Source organism: Shewanella sp. S23-S33, from assembly GCF_043359565.1.
GTDB lineage: Bacteria > Pseudomonadota > Gammaproteobacteria > Enterobacterales > Shewanellaceae > Shewanella > Shewanella oncorhynchi.
Genome location: NZ_JBHFFD010000011.1, coordinates 94,204 through 115,898, shown reverse-complemented (window position 1 = coordinate 115,898; position 21,695 = coordinate 94,204). Strand labels below are relative to the sequence as shown.

Here is a 21,695-nt window from a genome sequence, read left to right as displayed (position 1 = left end):
GCATGCACAAATCTTGTGCAATTCTCAATGTCGATTGAAAACTGGGCTGCTACGGATAAGGAAGGGAAAATGAAATTAGAGTCACTGGCATTACACTACGGTTATGAGTCAGAAGCGACCACGAAGGCGGCCGCAGTACCTATCTATCAAACGACCTCTTATACCTTCGATGATACCCAACATGGTGCTGATTTATTTGACTTAAAAGTCGCTGGTAATATTTATACACGGATAATGAATCCTACCACTAGCGTGCTAGAGCAACGTCTGGCGGCCATTGAAGGCGGCATAGGTGCGCTGGCCGTGGCATCGGGTATGGCGGCGATTACCTATGCGATTCAAGCCCTGACTCAAGTTGGCGATAACATCGTCAGTACCAGTCAGCTCTATGGCGGCACCTATAATCTGTTTGCCCATACGCTGCCGCGCCAAGGCGTTGAAGTGCGCATGGCGGCCTTCGATGATTTTGAAGGCCTCGATGAGCTGATCGATGACAAAACTAAGGCCTTATTCTGCGAATCGATTGGTAATCCAGCGGGCAATATTGTCGATTTACAACGTTTAGCCGAGATTGCCCATAAGCATGGCGTGCCTTTAATTGTCGATAATACGGTCGCGACTCCAGTGTTATGTCGCCCCTTTGAGCATGGCGCCGATATCGTTATTCATTCTTTAACTAAATACATTGGTGGCCATGGCACGACGATCGGTGGCGTGATTATCGATTCTGGCAAGTTCGATTGGGTGGCGAATAAGGAAAGATTTGCCTTACTCAACCAAGCTGATCCTTCCTACCACGGCGTGGTTTACACAGAAGCCTTTGGTCCTGCTGCATTTATTGGTCGTTGCCGTGTAGTACCGCTGCGTAATACCGGCGCCGCACTGTCACCGCACAGCGCATTCTTACTGTTGCAAGGCCTTGAAACCTTAAGCCTTAGAATGGAGCGCCATTGCTCGAATGCCTTGGCATTAGCGGAATATCTGGTGTTGCATCCGGCGGTCAGTTGGGTGAACTACGGCGCCTTGCCGAGCAGCCCTTATCAGGATAATTGCCACAAGATCACTGGCGGAAAAGCTTCTGGGATCATCAGCTTTGGGATTAAAGCGGCCACAGCTGAAGAGGGTAAGCTTGCTGGCGGACGTTTTATCGATGCACTGCAGATGATCCTGCGTTTAGTGAACATTGGGGATGCGAAATCCTTGGCCTGCCACCCTGCGAGCACTACGCACAGACAGCTCGATGCCGATGAACTGGCAAGGGCGGGCGTGTCTGAGGATCTTATCCGTATCTCGGTTGGGATTGAGCATATCGACGACATCATTAACGATGTTGCACAGGCACTCGATAAGGCACTGGCGAGCAAATAGCTCGTATCGAAGCTCGTATCGAATAGTCCATATTAAATAGCCGATACCTCATCGCTTTATTAAATCGTTAACAGTAAAAAGCCGCCATCGATTCAATTTGATGGCGGCTTTTTTAGTGCTTTAAAAACGATGTTAATCTTGCTGCAGTCGATTTCTCGCCTTCTGATAGAAGTAAGAAACTGTCAGTAAAATAACCCCGATCAGCATAAAGGCAATCACCTTTTGCACTAGCTCGAATGAAGCCATATCCAGTAATAGCACCTTAAGTGTCGATAAGGTAAATAGTCCAGCAGCGAGGCGGATCATATCGGCATTTTGTGGTTTTAAGCTGATAAACATCAACACACTGCCATGGATAACCAATAAAATCGCGCTGAGCGGTGCGGCAATCATGTTATCGAAGCTATAACTCCACATGAAGTAACTTAAGGCGAGTAACAGATGCCAACCCCACTTAAGTCCTTGTAAAGGTAAGATGCGTCTATGCAAGCGTATTGCTGCACCGTGCTGCAAGATAAGCCTTGCTAGGAGTGCCAGTGATAAAAACTCGATTAACACAAACGAGGCATTATCACGATTAAGCCCGAGTGTTAGCTCAAAATGCAACATGATGGGCAACAGGGCTAAGCCTAAAGTGAGGCCATAGGCGAGATGGTAGCTTTCCTTTATTGCGGCTTGGATTTCGGCTGCGAGGGGGAATTTTGCGCTATATGAGGATTGGCCTACAGATCTGTGACTTACACCTCTCAGGCTTAAACCTCTTTGGATCAGCAAGGCAAAATAACCACTTAAGGCTAATGCTGTCATGGCTATTCCTACTAGCTCAGAATGATTAAAACCATAAACGATCACGGCCAATACCAGTGCAAAGTAATAAGGGCTCAATTGCCATTGTAGTTGCAGCAAGGGGCGCCAATGCTCGGGTAACTGGCGGTAGCGGAGCAGGGTGAAGCCCATAAACAGGGCGCCAACGGCCAGCGCCGCGAGTCCTTGCCAAGCGTGAATAAGGCATAGCGAGGCTGTCATCAGAACCGCTAGCCAAGTGAGGATTTTGGCCTCTATGTTCAAACTCTTATGTTTAACAAAGTAGGCTAAACCTAGGCTCATAAAGGTGCTCAGCCAGAGTGCGATAGCGGTATATTCCCAATGGTTGCGGATGATTTTGGGCAGCAGAATAAGCGGCAGCAGCAAATAGCAGAAGATTTGCATCGTATAAGCGGCTTTGGCAAATAAGGCATCTTTATAGTGGCGACGATACCAATAATGGGCCAAGAGTAAGGCGGTAAATAACTCAAACCGTGCCAGTTTTGCTATAAGCGGTTGGGCACTAAAGCTAAAACTGCCTGTGAGCGTTACGCCTTCAACAACCTTAAACAGCAGCGGCAATAGTAAGAGCCAAGCAGCAAACTCGCTGATAACGAGTCTGTCCTTTGCGCTCAAATACAGCAGTAATAGGCTGACCAGTGGCAAGATGGCGAGGTAGTAATCGCTGCTCAAAAGGTAAGCCGCGAGGATAATTGTCCCCACATAAAAACCGCTTAATAGCTCTTTTAACACTCTGTTTAGCTGACTTTCTAGGGTCGAAAGTAACGTATGATGGAGTGTTAATAGCCGAATCACTAAGACTAAGGCGGCGCAACTTAAAGCCAGTGCCAACAGTGGAAAGCCAAAAGCTGACAAGGGAGAAATTGGCGCCCCATCGATAAAGCTTGATGCTAAAAGGCTCATGCCCGTCAGTACACTAGACGCATTGAGCCCTAATCCCATCAGCAGCAATACATAGGCTTCGGCGCGAACGGAAATCAGTTCTTCTTTGGTGCCAATCCACAAGAGTAATAAGGCTTCGAGCAGTAATACTAATCCAAGGAAATCGTTGCTGAGTAAATACAGTGCGGCAAATCCCGCAAAACTGCCTGCAAAGACTAACAATAAGCCACTACGGGCTTTTTCTAGGTTGCCTGTGCGCTTCCAATAGAGAGTCAGTTTCCAATAGAGAGCTGCGCAAATCAGTGCGTTGGCCGCAAAGATTTCCCCTGCGAACTCAGTAAATTGCGTCAACTCTAATAACACAAAGGCGAGCAATACTATCGGTAGGGCGAGTATGCGATGGCTCAGTGCATTATGTTTTTCATCATGATGGGTAAACTGCTTGGTAAATAGTAGGCTGGTGATGCCGTAGAGATAAAAGAACGCATTAATACTGATAAGCGCGAGCAGACTGACGCCGCCAACGTCGCTGAGTGGCAATTCAATGAAATGGCTAAAAGCTTCGATGCAGCCTATGTGCAACAGGGCGCTGATTTCCAGTAGCAGCGGCCACTTAAGTTTGCGACTCTGGGCAAGGGCGCCCGCACCAATAAGCACTAAATAAGGCAGATACAATAGCGGCGCATAGCTTTGGGATAACAGCATCATAGGCGCGGTCGAGCCACCGACTAAGGCGATCACGGCGATCACTTTGGCATCTAAGCGCATCGACAGGCCATAACCCGCCAAAGTGATCAATAACAGTAAGATAAAACTCGCGCTATTGGGAATTAACTCAAAATACGGCCCAATAAAGTACGCGCAGAGATAATTAAGTATGAGTCCGAGTCCGACAATACCTGAGCCAAAATCCGCCATGCCGGCGCGTTTTTGGCGAATAAAAATCCCGCCGGCTATGATAGCGTTCGCGCTGGCAAACCCGAGTAGCGCTTTGCCAAGTTCTGAAAACCAATGGTTGATTGAATATTGCAGTAAATAACCAAAGCCTAAGGTCAGGGTGATGATCCCTGCGACAGTCATTAAAAAGACAGGTCCTAATCCCTTAGCCTGATAATGATGGTAGAAAGATTTGACTTGCTCGTTGACTGCCGCAAAGGGTGCCATGACGGCCGCGAGTCCTTGGGATAACAACTCATCAAATTGACTCGCTGCTTGCACGCTTGCCTGCAATTTGACTTCATCACTCAGCTGTTGATTTTGCGCTTGAGAAAGGTGTTCGGTTTTAGTGGCTTGTTCCGTCGGGGTATTTTTCGTTTTTCTTTGCCAAGGGTCTTCTTGCCAAGATTCTGCTGGTATAGGGCCTTGCTGCCATGGGTTGGGTTCTGCTGGGGCTGGTTCTACGGAAGCTGGCTCAAGTGTTGGTGTTTGTGCCGCATAGGTTAATGTAGGCGCGTTATCGGCGGCGGTGAGCACAGATGCAATTGATGAAGCACTCGCTGCCATATTCAGAGTGGTTTCAGTGGCGTCTTCAGTTGCAATTTGCTGACTTAACGTCTCGAGCTTAGTGGAGAATTCTGCTAATTGACGACTTAGCGAAGATTGCTGCGATAAATGCAGCGATTGTAACTGTGCCAGCTCAGCTTTTAGTTGGGCAACGTCATCCTTTAACGGCATATCTCATTCCTAAGTGTTTAAGTGCTTAACTCATAAACCTTTGTCGGCAAGAAGTGTACTTGTATGTGTATTTTTCGGCTAGTTGTTGTTGATTTTTAGGAAATCTCCGACTGCTACTTTTCCAACATGTCATTGCTCAGCATAAAAAGAGCCCTGTATAAAAAAGAGCCAAACATTGCTGGCTCTCATTTAACGTGTCAATTTCGATGAGGTTATTTTTTCTGTGCCTGCAGGATCACAAATTTACCGTTGGACGCGACTGTGGTGCAGTTCTTAAATAAGCGCTGTAATTTTACATGGTAAGCCAGATGACGGTTGCCGACGATATGTAAGATCCCCCCCTCTTTTAAGCGGCGGCGGGCATCTAAAAACATCTGCCAGGCGATATGATCGGTAATGGCTTCACCTTGGTGGAACGGCGGATTACACAGCACCAGATCCGGTTGAACATCATCGGGCAGATGCGTCATGCAATCGTCCCAATAGAAGTGGCCTTTGTCTGCGGGCAATTGGTTGCGTGCCCAGTTTGCCTTGGCTGATGCGACCGCCATTTCAGAATCGTCGATAAAGTGAATGTCAGCCTCTGGGAATAACTGGGCTGTGCGTAACCCCAGCACGCCATTGCCACAGCCGAGATCGACAATCGACTTAAAATCCCCTTTGGGCAGATTCTCTAGCATGATACGTGCGCCAATATCGAGTTTGTTGGCGGCAAACACATTACTTAAATTGCTGATCTCAAGTTGATATTCGGGTATGGCCCAAGTCACTTCTTTGGCTAATGGTCTTGATTTGCCATCACTGACACAGGTGATCACTCGCGTGTTTTTCCACGCTAAACTGGCGCTTGCGGGGCCTAAATGCTTAGCAAAGATGTCGAGTAAGGCGCCATTAATCGATTTGGCTTTGGCGGCCACTAATACACGAGTGCCTGCGGGTAACACTTGCGACAAGCGCGTTAGCTGGTGGGCAAAGTAGCTTAAGTTTTTAGGCAACTTCATCAATACTAAGGCTAAGTTTTCTGGCAAGGTATCGCGGCTGGTAAACCATTGCAGATTATCCATTGGCAACTGATTGCGGCCATGGTTTTGTTCTGTGCCTAAAAAGCTGGTTCTGGCATCGGTTTCAACAAATAGCGGCCAACTTGGATGCAATTTAGATAAACCGCAGCTTAAGGCGCCGAAATTGTCGTTGATAATGGCGGTTGGCACGGCGGCTTGCTCTGACTCAATAAGGCTTTTGAGTAAGTGTTCATCGGCGGCATCCCAAGCTTGAAGATTAGATTCCTGCTGAGCCGGATACCGTAAGAGTTCGAGTTCAACACCCGCTACTGAAAATTGTGTTGTCATGTGCCACACTGCGCCAATAAATTTAAGGCGCAGATTATCGCAGATTTCATGGCGCAGTGCGACGGCTCGCATGGAGGACGTCAATGCAGCAAGGTAAGTTAGGGTTTGATACAGAGGGGGAGGCTCAAATTAAACCGCCCATCACCTTAGTGCGGGGTTATCTTAATGCTGAGCAGCAAGCGGCGCTAATGAAAGAAGCGCTGACCTATCCCTTAAGTCGCCCTGAAATCCAAGTCTTTGGTCAGTTTCACGTTATTCCTCGCCAGCAAGTGTGGTTTGGCGATTTGGGCTGCGACTATTTATATTCAGGACTGTTTATCCGCGCCTTACCTTGGCCTAAATATGCTCACAAGTTGAGGGATAAGTTAGCGCGGGATTATGGTTTGGAGAGCAATGGGGTATTAGTGAATCGCTACGCCGATGGTAAAGATTGTATGGGCGCCCACAGTGATGATGAACCTGAAATTACTCAGGGGAGTCATATTGCTTCTATTACCTTAGGCGCCACGCGGGATTTTGTGCTTAAGCATAAGCACAGCCAAACCAAGTACAGCATCAGTTTGCACAGTGGTGATCTACTGATCATGCACTGGCCTATGCAAAGTGATTGGTTACACAGTTTACCTAAACGTTTGAAAGTAAAAGAGCCGCGTTGGAACTATACCTTTAGACAACTCATCGTTAATTTCCATGGTTAATTGCCTCCCGCTAACTGCCTATGGTGAAGCACTGCGAAATATGACTGGATATAAAGTGGTAGGGCATCAACAAATTGAAAGCGTGAATTTGATCTTTTCAATTTGAAGCAGTACTCTGCGGCAACTGGATTTTCCCATTCTGAGACTCGAATATGTCCAATACTCATGTGCAGGGCACTGTGGCTAACACTATTTCGCAGAAATTAACCGAATGCTTTTCGCCGACCCATTTAGAAGTGATTAACGAAAGTAATCGTCACCATGTACCACCGAATTCAGAAACCCACTTTAAAGTTGTGCTGGTGAGCGAGCAGTTTGATGGCTTACGTTTATTAGCCCGTCATCGATTGGTCAACACTCACTTAGCCCATGAGTTAGCCAATGGCGTGCATGCTTTGTCTATTCACACTTTCACTCAAAATGAGTGGGATGCGAATGCACAAGTACCTAATACGCCAAATTGTCGCGGTTAATTAATCGCTCAGTAATACTGTTTAGCTTAGATTTCAAGGCCACTCTTCATAGAGTGGCTTTTTGTTTTAGGCCAACTTAAGACTATTTTTGAGTTTGCCGACCTTAGTTTCTAGTTTCCCTACCTTAGTTTCTGTGTTAACAATATGTTTTATTTTAAGAGGTTGGGCGATGTGATTGTCGATACCCATCTTGAGTGTATTTCCATGTCAGTTGGATCGATGTGCTCGTTTGACATCAGGGAGACTATTAAAAATGCGTAAGTTAGGGAGTTTGTTTATCTCAGTGCTGCTGATGGGACTGAGCGGTTGTAACCCCGTCTCCAGTGATGCGCAAAGCGTAGCCGCTTCCCATGCCGCAACTGATGTTCCCCATGCTTTACCTGCTATTGAATGGCGTCTTGCAACCTCTTGGCCGAAAAACTTCCCCGGTTTAGGCATGGCTCCTGAGCGTTTTGCGCATTTAGTCGATGAAATGTCTAACGGTCGGTTAAAGATTAGCGTTTATGGTGCGGGTGAGTTGATGCCCGCTTTTGCCGTATTTGATGGTGTGAGTCAGGGTAAAATTCAAATGGCTCACTCCGCTTCTTTCTACTGGAGAGGAAAAGCGCCCGCAGCGCAGTTTTTTTCATCGATCCCCTTTGGTATGACCGCGCAGGAAATAAATGGCTGGCTTCACTATGGCGGTGGTATGGAGCTGTGGACTGAAGTGTATCAACCCTTTGGTATTATTCCCCTCGCGGGTGGCAATACTGGGATGCAAATGGGTGGCTGGTTTAATAAACCCATCAATACCATTGCTGATTTTAAGGGATTGAAGGTCCGCATGCCGGGCTTAGGTGGTGAAGTGTTGAAACGCGTTGGTGCTGTACCTGTAAACATGGCGGGGCGTGAACTTTATGGTGCACTGCAAACGGGGGCGATTGATGCCGCAGAGTGGGTAGGGCCAGTGAATGATCTTGCCTTCGGTTTACATAAAGTGGCTAAGTATTACTATTACCCTGGTTGGCATGAGCCAGGTTCAAATATGGAATTCTTGATTAATACCGCTGCCTTTGAGAGTTTACCTGAGGATTTACAGGCCATAGTCAGAGTTGCTGCTAGAGCCATTAACCAAGATATGCTCGATGAATACACGACCCGTAACGTGACCGCCCTTGAAACGTTAGTGAAAGACGAAGGTGTGGAACTTAAAGCGTTTCCACCGAACGTCTTGTTGGAGCTTGAGAAAATCTCCAAACAAGTGATTGAAGATCAAGCGAATCAAGATCCCTTAATGCGAAAGGTGTACGATGCTTATCACGCGTATGAGCAGGGTGTGCGCCAGTACCATAAAATATCTGAGGATGCTTACAGTCAGCAGCGTCAACACTAAATGATGTTTTTTACTGCAAACTGTCACATTAGCATCTGATTTATATGAGATGATTTCATCTTAGATTATCTTGTTATCGGCGTAATTCATTTGGTGTTATGCTTGCAAGCCATAAATAGACAGTTACAGTGGCGTTGATGTCGCCCTGAGAATTTGGAGATCCCTATGCCATTACTTGATAGCTTTACCGTCGACCATACTCGGATGAATGCCCCTGCGGTTCGTATCGCTAAGCATATGAGCACGCCAAAGGGCGATGCCATTACTGTATTTGATTTACGTTTTTGCGCACCGAATAAAGAGATCCTCAGTGAGCGTGGTATTCATACTCTAGAGCATTTGTTCGCGGGTTTTATGCGTGACCATTTAAATGGCAGCGATGTTGAGATCATTGATATTTCGCCAATGGGATGTCGTACCGGTTTTTATATGAGTTTGATTGGTGAACCCACAGAGCGCCAAGTGGCCGATGCGTGGTTAGCCGCGATGGAAGATGTGCTTAAAGTGGTTGAGCAGTCTGAAATCCCTGAGCTGAACGAATACCAATGTGGTACGTATGAGATGCATTCATTAGAGCAAGCACAAGATATCGCCCGTAATATTATTGCTGCAGGCGTAAGTGTTAATCGTAATGACGATCTAAAATTAAGCGATGAAATTCTAGGTAATCTGTAATTGTTAGCACTCTTATAGTATGAGAGTGCTTCTTTAGTAAATTCAGTTTCCTGAAGTAAATAAGAGAAAGCGACGAGAGTCGCTTTTTTTTTCAAGTAAACTCAGCTATTTTACAAGTTAATAACAAAAACACCGTACGCTAACAAAGTTTTTGGGAGCTTGGTATGCCTAGTCGTTACTTCACTGTATCACTTTGTGCAATTTCTGTATCTCTTGCCTGTTCTAGCACAACGTTCGCCGATGATCTTCACAGTCAAATGCTTGAATTGAACAAGCTCAATGACACATTTCATTCAACGTCTAATCGTTTAGCGTTAGGTCAATTGACGGCTTTGACGGTTTTGCCTGCGGATCTGAGTGGAAATCCCGCGAGCATCAGCATGCGTAGCGCGACTCAAGGCGTGGCCGTATTGCAAGATAGAGTGTATTTCTCCCCTGCGCCGTATTCGGCACCGCAATTACAACTCTTACCTAATCTACTGCAACAACAGAGTGTTACTGCCGCCCCGATGGCAAATATGGCTGTCGGTGGGCAAGGTGCGTTTGGGGTGGTGAGTTATCAAACCTTACCTGTTGCTGAGCAGACCGAGAATAGTAAGGCGACTCTCGAGGGCAATACCGATTCAGACTACAGTGTCGATATGAATTGGGGAGTGAAGCAAAAAGAGTATGGCATGATACTCGCGGTTAATTATGCAGATAATAGCGGCGCAGATCACTTGCTCAATGGTCAAGACACAGACCACCAAACGACAGACATCTTATTTAAAATCAACGCCGCGAGTTTACTCGGCGCCAGAAGTCCACAGGTGACTGAGTTTACTTACCAGTTTCTCGATGATGATAGTTATCGCTCTCAGCTTGGGTTAACACAGGCCGATTGGCAACAAGATCCTATGAGTTTGTATTCGGCCACTGCGGCGGATAAACATCAGGGGCGACATCATAAGTACCAACTGTCTCACCAAGTTACGCTCAATGGTGGGCATAAGGTCACCACAGACTTTTACTACCAGTCTTATTCGCAGCAATTAAACCAACTCAATCAATTTGATGGGCAAATGCTCGATGCCCAGAGTCTTGCTGCGTTGGCCGCATTTGAACGTCAGCCGACAGTCGATGGCGTCTCACTGGCTTCTTTACAACAAGACAATGATTTCAGCTCCTTTGGGGCACAAACTGAATCAGTAAATCAGTATGGTGCCCATCAAATTATCTATAGCGCCCGTTATCATACGGATAAAGCCGAGATGCACTTTGGCGAACAACAGAGTCTATGGCAGCAGGACTTGAGTTTAGTGAGTGATGCACAAAATGCGTTATTGGCCTATACCGACGATGCAACTGCATTTACTTCGGCAATCGATTCCTTGTTTAATTGGGACGAATTACAGATAAAGCTCGCGCTTGCCTATGAACAAGTGAGCGTCAATCGCAAGGTCGATTTGGCTTATGTAGGACTGGATGCGGCTGATTTCTCCGACAGCGATTGGATGCCACAACTCGGTGTTTTATATGATGCTGGAGATTGGCGCTTTAGTACGGATATTCGCCGCTCATGGACCGCCGCGAGTGCGGGGAATCTTGAGCAAGAGGCGCAAGTGTCGCTGCAATATCAAGTCAGCGCCCAATATGCCAGCGAGCATTTTAGTGCTGATATCAAAACCTACGTCCAAGATTTTGAAAATCTTCATGTGAATTGTGATGCGTATACCCAATGCGCCGACAGTCGTTTGTGGGTTCAAGGTAATGTTGTGGATGTACTGACCAAAGGAGTTGAGCTGAATCTTGGCTACCAGTGGGATATCGGTAGTGTACAGTTACCATTAGTCTTAAATTATCAATATTCGAATTCGGAATATCAAACCAATAGCTGTAACGAAATCCAAGGTTGCGTTGTGGCTGGTGATAGAGTGGCTTGGTTACCTGAGCAGCAATTGCATTTTAGTGCTGGAATGAAATATGCCGAATATGAATTGAATGCAAATGTCTTTTATCAATCCGAGCGGAAAATGGGCCAATTTGGCGCTGAATTACAGCCTATCGCAGTACAATGGCGTGTAGATTTAGCGGCGAATTATCATTTTGATCGCCACCATGAGATTTATTTTAGGGTAGAAAATCTCTTAGATGAGTCATTAGTTACGACAGCATCAAATAGCGGAATTCGATCGGAAAATGGACGTATTAGCTATTTAGGTTATCAATGGCGCTTTTAAATTGAGTTTTATTTTGTTTGAATTTAAATCAATTGAAACAAATAAGATCGATTTCGGCTGCGTTTAGTGGACGTTTCGACTTTTTGCTAAATTAAATCTTTAATTATTAATGCTATAGTACCCAGTGGCCGTAATATTCTCTCTTTCTGATCAGTCACTAGGTCGGAAGGTGAACGCCGTAGCGCATGATTCTTTTCAATCCGTATTTTAGGTTTGAAATCACCTATAATTTTCGTGGCGATGCCAAGTCAATTGGGGTAAAATGCGCGCGACCAGCGTGATTGCGATCGCATTTCTGTGATAAATCTGCGCTAGCTCAATGCAGTAGGTTTTGTTTAAAACCTAAGTATTTAGCAGGAACGCGGCGCATTGTCTTTCCTTCAAACGTAGTGCTTGTGGATATGATTACAATTAAGAAAGGATTGGAACTGCCTATAGCAGGCGGACCAGAGCAAGTTATCCATAATGGCCCAGCCATTAAACATGTAGCTACTTTGGGTGAAGAGTATATTGGCTTACGTCCAACGATGAAGATCAAAGTGGGCGATAAAGTACAAAAAGGCCAAGTTCTTTTTGAAGATAAGAAGAATTTAGGCGTTAAATATACGGCTTTAGCCAGTGGTACTATATTAGACATTAACCGGGGCGCACAGCGTGTTCTGCAGTCTGTTGTCATTGAAGTGGAAGGAAACGACAGCGTTGCCTTTGCTAAATATGATGCCACTGCACTCGATACGCTCGACTCGCAGTTAGTCCGTGACAATCTGATTGAATCAGGTTTATGGACTGCTTTGCGTACTCGTCCTTTTAGCAAAGTTCCTGCTGTAGACTCTTCTGCTGCTGGTATTTTTGTAACCGCAATAGATACTCAACCTCTTGCCGCTGATCCCGTTGTGGTGATCCGTGAGCATAAAGAAGATTTTGCTAATGGTCTTAAGGTCTTAGCAAGACTTACTGACGGTAAAGTTTACCTTTGTAAAGCGCCTGGCGCTGATATTCCTGCCGCAAACGCCCAAGTTGAAGAATTTGCTGGTGTGCACCCTGCAGGATTAGTCGGTACTCACATTCACTTCTTATTGTCTGCCTCTGCAAAACGTACCGTTTGGCATATTGGTTACCAAGATGTAATAGCAATTGGTCAGCTATTTACGACGGGTGAACTCAATACCGAACGTGTTATTGCGATCGCAGGCCCTAAAGCGGCTAAGCCAAGACTCGTACGCACTGTTGTGGGCGCGAGCATGACTGAATTAACCGCAGGTGAAGCCTTAGATGGCAATGTTCGTCTGATTTCAGGCTCTGTTCTGAATGGTCGTACAGCCGTTGGCCCACAAGGGTATTTAGGTCGTTACCATGTTCAAGTAAGTCTGTTAGAAGAAGGTACAGAGAAAGAATTTTTAGGCTGGGTATTACCAGGCTCAGACAAATATTCTATCACTCGTGCATTCTTAGGACATCTTGCTCCTTCTCGTCTGTTCAGCATGACGACCAGTACAGGTGGTTCAGACCGCGCTATGGTGCCAATTGGTAACTATGAGCGTGTAATGCCATTGGACATTCTTCCTACTATGTTGTTGCGTGACTTGATTTCAGGTGACTTTGACGGTGCTGCTACGTTAGGCGCGTTAGAGTTAGATGAAGAAGATCTCGCACTGTGTACGTTCGTATGTCCAGGCAAGTATGACTACGGTTCATATCTGCGTGACTGTTTAGATACGATCGAGAGGGAAGGCTAATGAGCTTGAAAGATTTTTTCGAACGTATTGAACCCGACTTTGAAAAAGGCGGTAAATACGAAAAGTTTTATGCCCTATTCGAAGCGGCATACACGATTTTTTATACCCCAGGAAAAGTGAACAAGGGCAAAACCCATGTTCGCGATAACCTCGACCTAAAACGTATGATGATTACGGTTTGGGCTTGTGCTTTCCCCGCGATGTTCGTGGGTATGTACAACGTAGGTTTACAAGCTCAATTAGCTTTAGTGGCTGGTTTTGCTACCCCTGACGTATGGCAAGTGAGCTTGTTCAGCATGTTCGGTACCGAACTGACGGCAAACTCTGGCTGGCCTGCGCTGATGTGGTATGGCGCCTGTTTCTTCCTACCTATCTACGCGGTGACCTTTGCCGTCGGTGGTATCTGGGAAGTGCTGTTCGCCTCTATCCGTGGTCATGAAGTCAACGAAGGTTTCTTCGTTACCTCTATCCTGTTTGCTTTAACGCTGCCAGCAACTATACCATTATGGATGGTGGCGCTGGGTATCACCTTCGGTGTGGTCGTGGCGAAAGAAGTGTTCGGTGGTACAGGGCGTAACTTCTTAAACCCAGCACTAGCGGGTCGTGCCTTCTTGTTCTTCGCTTATCCGTTGAATATGTCAGGTGATACCTCATGGGTTGTGGCTGACGGTTACTCAGGTGCAACTGCACTGAGCCAAGCGGCGTCTGGCACTTTAGATTACGCCATTAACCAAAACTGGTGGGATGCGTTCTTCGGTTTCATTCCTGGTTCAGTGGGTGAGGTGTCTACATTAGCGATTCTGTTAGGTGGTTTGGTCATCATCTACACGCGTATCGCTTCATGGCGCATCGTTGGCGGTGTAATGGTGGGCATGATTGCCATTTCTACGCTGCTTAACGTTGTCGGTAGCGACACTAATCCAATGTTTGCAATGCCTTGGTACTGGCACTTAGTGTTAGGTGGTTTTGCGTTTGGCATGATGTTCATGGCGACAGACCCAGTGTCAGCGTCATTTACTAATCAAGCTAAATGGGCATACGGTATCTTGATCGGTGCAATGGCTGTGTTTATCCGCGTGATTAACCCTGCATTCCCTGAAGGCATGATGTTGGCAATTTTGTTTGCTAACTTGTTCGCGCCATTGTTCGACCACTTCGTGGTTCAGGCAAATATCAAGCGGAGGATTGCCCGTGGCTAGTAATAAAGATTCGTTCGGCAGAACCTTATTTATCGTCGTTGGCCTGTGTCTAATTTGTGCGATATTTGTGTCTACTGCAGCAGTGTTACTGAGACCGACTCAAGCAGAAAATAAACTGCTTGATAAGCAAAAGTACATTCTGGAAGCCGCTGGTCTTATCGATACTAAAGCTGGCAAAGTGACCAAAGCGCAAATTCTGGATACATACGGCAAACACATCGAAGCTAAACTGGTCGATTTGAAAACGGGTGCTTGGGTTGAGGGTGTTGATGCTGACACTTATGATCAACGTAAAGCGTCTCGTGATGTGAAAACCTCATTTGTACCTGAGAATGACATCGCTTCAGTGAAACGTGTTGCTGATAAGGCTGTGGTTTATCTTGTTCGTGACGGCCAAGGTAAATTAACCAGTGTCATTCTGCCAATCCATGGTTATGGCCTATGGTCTACTATGTATGCCTTCCTTGCTATGGATGCTGACCTAAACACAGTGCAAAGCTTAGTCTACTACGAGCACGGCGAAACGCCGGGCTTAGGTGGCGAAGTGCAAAATGCTCAGTGGAAAGCGAAATGGCATGGCAAAAAGTTATTTGATGAGCAAGGTAAACTCGCTATCAGCGTAACGAAAAACCCAACTGTTGCTAGCACTGAGTACGGTGTAGATGCATTATCTGGCGCAACCTTAACGAGTAACGGTGTACAACATTCACTGACATTCTGGTTGGGTAAAGAAGGTTTTGCGAGTTTCATTGAAAAAGCACGCAATGGAGGTCTCAACTAATGTCTGACGCTAAAGAACTGAAACAGGTTCTGACCGGACCTATAGTCAACAACAACCCGATTGCTTTACAAGTACTTGGTGTATGTAGTGCATTAGCGGTAACGAGCAAGCTCGAAACTGCACTGGTAATGGCGTTGGCGTTAACTGCGGTAACTGCGTTTTCGAACCTGTTTATCTCAATGATCCGTAATCATATTCCAAGCAGTGTGCGTATTATCGTACAGATGACCATTATTGCCTCTTTGGTAATCGTGGTTGACCAATTGCTGCAGGCTTATGCTTATCAGATCTCTAAGCAGCTGTCGGTATTCGTCGGTCTGATTATTACGAACTGTATCGTAATGGGTCGTGCCGAAGCCTACGCGATGAAAACACCGCCAATGATGAGCTTTATGGATGGTATCGGTAACGGTTTAGGTTACGGTGCGATTCTGTTAGCTGTTGGCTTCGTACGTGAACTGTTTGGTAACGGTTCTCTGTTCGGTGTTGAAATCCTGCACAAGATCTCTGATGGCGGCTGGTACCAACCAAACGGTCTGCTACTACTGCCTCCGAGTGCGTTCTTCCTGATCGGTGTTTTGATTTGGATTATTCGTACCTATAAGCCAGAGCAAGTTGAAGCAAAAGGGTAAGTGCGATGGAACATTATATTAGCCTGTTAATTCGCTCTGTTTTCATTGAAAACATGGCACTGGCCTTCTTCCTAGGTATGTGTACTTTCTTGGCTGTGTCTAAGAAAGTCACTACAGCCATGGGCCTAGGGATTGCGGTAGTTGTAGTGTTAACTATCTCTGTCCCAGCAAACCAAGTTATCTATCAAGGGCTGCTAGCTCCTGGTGCACTTGCTTGGGCTGGCGCACCTGAAGCTGACTTAAGCTTCTTGAAATTTATTACCTTTATCGGTGTGATTGCGGCTTTGGTTCAAATTCTGGAAATGGCACTGGACAAGTACTTTCCACCTTTGTACAACGCATTAGGTATTTTCTTACCTTTGATCACAGTGAACTGCGCGATTTTCGGTGCGGTATCATTCATGGTTGAGCGTGACTACAAGCTAGGCGAGAGTGTGGTGTTTGGTTTCGGCTCAGGAGTGGGTTGGGCATTAGCTATCGTATTGATGGCCGGTATCCGTGAGAAGCTGAAGTATGCCGACGTGCCTAACGGCCTACGTGGTTTAGGGATTACCTTTATCACCGCTGGTTTGATGGCCTTAGGTTTCATGTCGTTTTCAGGTGTGTCTCTGTAAGAGACACATAACGGCTTCTTGAATTGGACCTTCTAAGGATAAGTTAATGGATATTCTTGGTATTTTTAAATCTACTCCGCTCGAGGTTTACCTCGGTGTGAGTATGTTTACTGCTATCGTCCTCATCTTGGTATTAGTGATTTTATTCGCTAAGTCTAAGTTAGTGGCTAGTGGTGACATCACGATCGGCATTAATGACGATCCTGAAAAAGCGATTACAACCGGTGCGGGCGGTAAGTTGTTAGGCGTTTTGGCTAACAGCGGTATCTTCGTATCGAGTGCGTGTGGTGGCGGTGGCTCATGTGGCCAATGCCGCGTGGTGATTAAGTCTGGCGGCGGCGATATTCTGCCAACGGAACTTGACCACATCAGCAAAGGTGATGCCCGTAAAGGTTGTCGTCTTTCTTGTCAGGTTAACGTTAAGAACGATATGGAAATCGAGCTTGACGAAGAAATCTTCGGTATCAAGAAATGGGAATGTGAAGTTATCTCTAACGATAACAAAGCCACTTTCATTAAAGAACTGAAGCTGCAAATTCCTGATGGCGAGTCTGTACCATTCCGTGCTGGCGGTTATATTCAAATCGAAGCACCAGCTCATCATATTAAATATGCAGATTTTGATGTACCTGCACAATACCGTGGCGACTGGGAACACTTCGGTTTCTTCAATCTTGAATCTAAGGTTGATGAAGAAACTATCCGTGCATACTCAATGGCTAACTACCCAGAAGAGTTCGGCATTATTATGCTGAACGTGCGTATTGCTACGCCTCCACCACGTAACTTGACACTGCCTTGCGGTAAGATGTCATCTTACATTTGGAGCTTAAAAGCGGGCGATAAAGTGACAATTTCTGGCCCATTCGGTGAATTCTTCGCGAAAGATACCGATGCAGAAATGGTGTTTATCGGCGGTGGTGCAGGTATGGCGCCAATGCGTTCACATATCTTCGACCAGCTGAAGCGTCTTCAGTCTAAACGTAAGATGAGCTTCTGGTACGGTGCACGTTCTAAGCGTGAAATGTTCTACGTAGAAGATTTCGACGGCCTAGCGGCTGAGAATGATAACTTCGTATGGCATGTGGCACTTTCAGATCCTCAACCAGAGGATAACTGGGATGGTTACACAGGTTTTATTCATAACGTATTGTATGAAAACTATCTGAAAAACCATGATGCTCCAGAAGATTGTGAGTTCTACATGTGTGGACCTCCAATGATGAACGCTGCCGTCATTGGTATGTTGAAAAATCTTGGTGTCGAAGACGAAAACATCCTGTTGGATGACTTCGGCGGCTAATGTTCATTAGTCCTAGATAGAAAAGTTGCAGATGTTGAGGTTAACCTTTCATCTGCAACTTTTGCATTTAAGGGCCCAAATAAGAGTAGTAGGTCACTATGTTTCAGACCTTAAAGATCAATACCTCAGTGTTAAAGTATTCATTTAACTGGCTAGTCCTCGTGGGACTGGCCTTTTTTGTTTCAGCCTGTTCAAAGCAAAATGAAGTTATTTCGTTGGCCGGCAGCACTATGGGCACGACTTATCACATTAAAGTCGTCCCGAATGAGCAGATGCCGACGGCGCAGTTACTTCAAGCGGAAATTGATTTAGCCCTTGAGCTAGTCAATGACCAGATGTCGACCTATCGGCCTAATTCAGAATTATCCCGTTTCAATCAATTGCCATTGGAGCAAAGCGTTGAAGTCTCACCGGATACCATAAAAGTGGTGCAAGAGGGAATACGTTTATATCAAGTGACGGATAAGGCACTTGATATTACCTTAGGTCCTTTAGTTAATCTGTGGGGTTTTGGACCTGATAAGCGTCCAACGAAAGTTCCGACACAGGCTGATATTGATGCGGCTAAAGCCAAAACAGGGATTAGTGAACTTTCCATTGAAGGCAATCGTCTAAGTAAGCACAACACCCATTTATATGTAGATTTATCATCAATCGCGAAGGGATTTGGGGTTGATAAGATCGCTTCCATTCTTGATAAATACCACGCGACAGGGTATTTAGTTGAAATCGGTGGCGAACTGAGTATCAAAGGTGCCAAAGGTGATGGAAGCTCTTGGCGTGTTGCTATAGAGCAACCGACCAATGATGGCTCTGAAGCCGTACAACAGGTTATTGCACCTGGTACTATGGCGATGGCGACCTCTGGTGACTATCGTAATTATTATGAAGAAGACGGCCAACGTTTTACGCATATAATCGATCCGCGTACTGGTTTGCCGATAAATCATAAGTTAGCATCCGTGACTGTATTGCATCAAAATTGTATGACGGCCGACGGTTTTGCGACGGCCATGATGGTTTTAGGCACAGAAGCATCATTGGAGCTTGCCAAGAAGGAACACTTGGCGATAATGCTAATCGAAAAGCAAGGCGACGGATTTAAGGTCTATTACAGCGACGCCTTCAAGCCTTTCCTTATTTAGTTTTTGGAGTAAACCATGACCTCTTTTATCGCGGCATTTGTGATCTTGTTAGTCTTCTTTTTGCTCATGTCGATTGGTTATCTCATCAAGCGCAAAGCCGTTGAAGGAAGTTGTGGCGGTTTAGGTGTTCTAGGGATTGAGAAAGCGTGTGATTGTGATGACCCTTGTGACAAACGTAAACGTCGTATGGCCGCTGAAGAAGCGCGTCGTGAGAAGTTAACGAAAGACCGCATTATCTAAATAGTCTTGATTCGATCATAGCCTCCGATTTAGGGGGCTATTTTTTTGCCTCGTATTTTCTTACACGGGTTAATCATTTGAGATTTATCCTTGGGATTAGAGTGGGATAGCAAGTTAATCTAAGCAGGAATGAGAATGCTTTTCATCATTAAGTAGGTGAAATATAAAGATAATTTGAGTTGGTCGATAAATTGTACTAGGCTAGAAGCTTGATCTAGATCAATCTTTTCACGCTTACCAAGGATAGTAACTTATGAAAGGTCATCCTAAAGTGGTTGGGCAACTGAATCGGGTGCTTACCTGTGAGTTGACCGCCATCAATCAATATTTCCTCCATGCCCGCATGTTTAAACATTGGGGCTTAGAGAAGTTAAACCACGTCGAATACAAAAAATCCATCCAAGATATGAAGCATGCCGATAAGCTCATCGAGCGAGTGCTGTTTTTGGAAGGTCTGCCTAATCTGCAACAACTCGAAAAACTTCGCATTGGTGAACATAGCCAAGAGATGCTCGATTGCGATCTGGCCATGGTGCAAGAGCAGCTTACATTGCTGCGTGATGCGATCAGCTTGTGTGAAGCCGAACAGGACTATGTGAGCCGCGATCTGCTGGAAGATATTCTCGAAGACGAAGAAGAGCACTTAGATTGGCTTGAGTCGCAGCAAGAGCTCATTACGCTAACCGGTATTCAAAATTATCTACAATCGCAAATTAGCGACCAATAGGAGCAAAATATGAAAGGCGATAAAGACGTTATCGATGCGTTAAATCGACTCCTAACGGGAGAACTCTCGGCAATGGATCAGTATTTTGTCCATGCCCATATGTACGAAGATTGGGGCCTGAAAGAACTCTATGAGCGTATCGCCCATGAGTCAGATGATGAGAAAGCCCATGCAGCCAAATTAGTGCAGCGCATTTTATTCCTCGAAGGTACACCCAATGTTGCCGCCCGTGAGGCATTGAACATAGGTAAAGATGTAGAAGAAATGCTACGTAATGATCTCGCCTATGAATACAAGGTCGCGGACGATTTGCGCAAAGTGATTGCACTGTGTGAGCAGAAGCAAGATTACCAGACACGTGAAATCCTTGAAGTATTACTCGACGATACAGAGTCTGACCATATGTATTGGCTCGAAAAACAACTTGGGCTTATTGACCGTGTTGGATTGCAAAACTACCTGCAAACTAAGATGTGAGCCTTAGATTGTTAGGTTGAGTAAATACCTAGGCCACTGAGTGTAATGGCCTAGGAAACTCAGTTATTAAGCATGTCTGTTGTTCCTCACACTTGTCTTGTTCTCTTTTCTAGCGCTAGGCCACATCTTATTGGCCCCAAATCTATCAGGAACACTTGATTACTGTTTTTATATACAGTATTTTGGCGTTGGAGGAATTCAACGTGCGAAAAATTATTCATATCGATATGGACTGCTATTTTGCTGCTGTGGAAATGCGCGACTTTCCTGAGTACCGCGGCAAGCCTTTAGCCGTGGGTGGCAGTAGCGACCGTCGCGGTGTTATCAGTACTTGCAGTTACGAGGCACGTAAATTCGGTATACGTTCAGCAATGGCAACGGCTTATGCCTTTAAGTTATGCCCTGAGCTGATTTTAGTTCCGGGTCGGATGCAAGTTTACAAAGAAGTGTCGCTACAAATTCGTGAAATATTTTCCCGCTATACCCAATTAATTGAGCCGCTTTCCTTAGATGAAGCTTATTTGGATGTGAGTGAGTGCCAACAATATAAGGGCTCTGCGACCTTGATTGCCCAAGCGATTCGTCGCGATATCTTAGCCGAAACGGGTTTAACCGCATCGGCGGGTATCGCACCAGTAAAATTTTTAGCTAAGGTCGCCTCGGATCTGAACAAGCCAAACGGCCAATATGTCATTACGCCAGAGACGCTTTCTGAGTTTGTTAAGACCTTATCGCTGCGTAAAATTCCCGGTGTTGGCAAAGTCACCGCCGAAAAGCTCTCTTCGCTCGGGCTCAATACCTGTGGCGATGTGCAAGCTTATTCTAAACCTGAGCTCTTAGCGCGATTCGGTAAGTTTGGTGGTGTGTTGATTGAGCGTTCCCAAGGCATAGATGAACGGGGCATTTCTGCCGACAGAGAGCGCAAATCAGTGGGTGTTGAAACCACGTTAGCAAAGGATATTTATAGCTTAGAGCAGTGCCAGCAGGTGATGCCGAGTTTGATCCAAGAACTGTCGTTGCGTTTAAGTCGCAGTGCTAAGGAACGCAAAATACATAAACAGGTGGTCAAACTTAAGTTTAACGATTTCAAGCAGACTACAATTGAGCACCGCAGCGATGAAGTCTCGATTGTAATGTTCTATAAGCTACTCGCGCAGGCAATGGAAAGGCAAGAAGGCCGTGGCATTCGTCTATTAGGGATTTCAGTTGGCCTTACCGATTCTACTCTTGTCGTCGCCACAAGCTTAAACGGCCAGACTCAGCTGGATTTAGCACTCTAGCCGTTTATTGAGTCGATAAGCCGCAG

The 21,695-nt window shown here is 45.8% G+C and carries 19 protein-coding genes; 17 read left to right on the top strand and 2 right to left on the bottom strand.

Features of this window, described 5'->3' with window-relative positions; translation table 11 throughout:
* Nucleotides 1-69: 69 nt before the first annotated feature.
* Complete coding sequence (locus ACHA99_RS02415) at nucleotides 70-1,368, top strand: O-acetylhomoserine aminocarboxypropyltransferase/cysteine synthase family protein (protein ID WP_393940830.1); 1,299 nt, start codon at nucleotides 70-72, stop codon at nucleotides 1,366-1,368.
* Between the two features lie 132 nt (nucleotides 1,369-1,500).
* Here the strand turns inward: ACHA99_RS02415 and ACHA99_RS02410 are convergent, their stop codons facing one another.
* Nucleotides 1,501-4,749: a DUF2339 domain-containing protein gene (locus tag ACHA99_RS02410; protein WP_393940828.1), complete on the bottom strand. Its 3,249-nt coding sequence runs from the start codon at nucleotides 4,747-4,749 to the stop codon at nucleotides 1,501-1,503.
* A gap of 212 nt (nucleotides 4,750-4,961) precedes the next feature.
* Nucleotides 4,962-6,098 (bottom strand): methyltransferase, encoded by a 1,137-nt coding sequence (locus ACHA99_RS02405; RefSeq protein WP_393940887.1) that lies wholly within the window; start codon nucleotides 6,096-6,098, stop codon nucleotides 4,962-4,964.
* A gap of 83 nt (nucleotides 6,099-6,181) precedes the next feature.
* Between ACHA99_RS02405 and ACHA99_RS02400 the strand changes: the two genes are divergently transcribed.
* From ACHA99_RS02400 to dinB, 16 genes are all read left to right on the top strand, one after another.
* A complete protein-coding gene (locus ACHA99_RS02400; RefSeq protein ID WP_393940826.1) occupies nucleotides 6,182-6,796 on the top strand; it encodes an alpha-ketoglutarate-dependent dioxygenase AlkB family protein in 615 nt (204 codons plus the stop codon).
* 152 nt (nucleotides 6,797-6,948) lie between these two features.
* The gene (locus tag ACHA99_RS02395; RefSeq protein ID WP_028761572.1) at nucleotides 6,949-7,269 is read left to right on the top strand and encodes a BolA family transcriptional regulator; all 321 of its coding nucleotides are present in this window, start codon (nucleotides 6,949-6,951) and stop codon (nucleotides 7,267-7,269) included.
* 253 nt (nucleotides 7,270-7,522) lie between these two features.
* The gene (locus tag ACHA99_RS02390; protein ID WP_113939872.1) at nucleotides 7,523-8,641 is read left to right on the top strand and encodes a TRAP transporter substrate-binding protein; all 1,119 of its coding nucleotides are present in this window, start codon (nucleotides 7,523-7,525) and stop codon (nucleotides 8,639-8,641) included.
* A gap of 165 nt (nucleotides 8,642-8,806) precedes the next feature.
* Nucleotides 8,807-9,316, top strand: a complete 510-nt coding sequence (gene luxS, locus ACHA99_RS02385; RefSeq protein ID WP_028761570.1) for an S-ribosylhomocysteine lyase — start codon at nucleotides 8,807-8,809, stop codon at nucleotides 9,314-9,316.
* A gap of 164 nt (nucleotides 9,317-9,480) precedes the next feature.
* Nucleotides 9,481-11,535, top strand: coding sequence for a TonB-dependent receptor domain-containing protein (locus ACHA99_RS02380; protein ID WP_393940823.1), 2,055 nt, complete (start codon nucleotides 9,481-9,483; stop codon nucleotides 11,533-11,535).
* Nucleotides 11,536-11,936: 401 nt separating this feature from the next.
* Nucleotides 11,937-13,271, top strand: coding sequence for a Na(+)-translocating NADH-quinone reductase subunit A (locus ACHA99_RS02375; protein ID WP_028761568.1), 1,335 nt, complete (start codon nucleotides 11,937-11,939; stop codon nucleotides 13,269-13,271).
* Nucleotides 13,271-14,470, top strand: a complete 1,200-nt coding sequence (locus ACHA99_RS02370; RefSeq protein WP_105250021.1) for an NADH:ubiquinone reductase (Na(+)-transporting) subunit B — start codon at nucleotides 13,271-13,273, stop codon at nucleotides 14,468-14,470. The genes ACHA99_RS02375 and ACHA99_RS02370 overlap by 1 nt, the downstream gene beginning before the upstream one ends.
* Entirely contained in the window at nucleotides 14,463-15,251 is a 789-nt protein-coding gene (locus ACHA99_RS02365) for a Na(+)-translocating NADH-quinone reductase subunit C (RefSeq protein ID WP_028761566.1), read from the top strand. Before ACHA99_RS02370 ends, ACHA99_RS02365 begins: the two co-directional genes overlap by 8 nt.
* Nucleotides 15,251-15,883: an NADH:ubiquinone reductase (Na(+)-transporting) subunit D gene (locus ACHA99_RS02360; RefSeq protein WP_006080467.1), complete on the top strand. Its 633-nt coding sequence runs from the start codon at nucleotides 15,251-15,253 to the stop codon at nucleotides 15,881-15,883. The genes ACHA99_RS02365 and ACHA99_RS02360 overlap by 1 nt, the downstream gene beginning before the upstream one ends.
* A 5-nt stretch (nucleotides 15,884-15,888) precedes the next feature.
* Complete coding sequence (gene nqrE, locus ACHA99_RS02355) at nucleotides 15,889-16,497, top strand: NADH:ubiquinone reductase (Na(+)-transporting) subunit E (protein ID WP_006080469.1); 609 nt, start codon at nucleotides 15,889-15,891, stop codon at nucleotides 16,495-16,497.
* 46 nt (nucleotides 16,498-16,543) lie between these two features.
* Nucleotides 16,544-17,800 (top strand): NADH:ubiquinone reductase (Na(+)-transporting) subunit F, encoded by a 1,257-nt coding sequence (gene nqrF, locus ACHA99_RS02350; RefSeq protein ID WP_028761565.1) that lies wholly within the window; start codon nucleotides 16,544-16,546, stop codon nucleotides 17,798-17,800.
* A 98-nt stretch (nucleotides 17,801-17,898) separates the two neighbouring features.
* Entirely contained in the window at nucleotides 17,899-18,945 is a 1,047-nt protein-coding gene (locus tag ACHA99_RS02345; RefSeq protein WP_393940817.1) for an FAD:protein FMN transferase, read from the top strand.
* Nucleotides 18,946-18,960: 15 nt separating this feature from the next.
* Nucleotides 18,961-19,185, top strand: coding sequence for a (Na+)-NQR maturation NqrM (nqrM, locus tag ACHA99_RS02340; RefSeq protein ID WP_105250019.1), 225 nt, complete (start codon nucleotides 18,961-18,963; stop codon nucleotides 19,183-19,185).
* A 253-nt stretch (nucleotides 19,186-19,438) separates the two neighbouring features.
* Nucleotides 19,439-19,912: a bacterioferritin gene (gene bfr / locus ACHA99_RS02335; protein WP_006080475.1), complete on the top strand. Its 474-nt coding sequence runs from the start codon at nucleotides 19,439-19,441 to the stop codon at nucleotides 19,910-19,912.
* Between the two features lie 9 nt (nucleotides 19,913-19,921).
* Nucleotides 19,922-20,389 (top strand): bacterioferritin, encoded by a 468-nt coding sequence (gene bfr / locus ACHA99_RS02330; protein ID WP_393940813.1) that lies wholly within the window; start codon nucleotides 19,922-19,924, stop codon nucleotides 20,387-20,389.
* A gap of 203 nt (nucleotides 20,390-20,592) precedes the next feature.
* Nucleotides 20,593-21,669: a DNA polymerase IV gene (gene dinB, locus ACHA99_RS02325; RefSeq protein WP_393940811.1), complete on the top strand. Its 1,077-nt coding sequence runs from the start codon at nucleotides 20,593-20,595 to the stop codon at nucleotides 21,667-21,669.
* The last annotated feature ends 26 nt before the right edge of the window (nucleotides 21,670-21,695 follow it).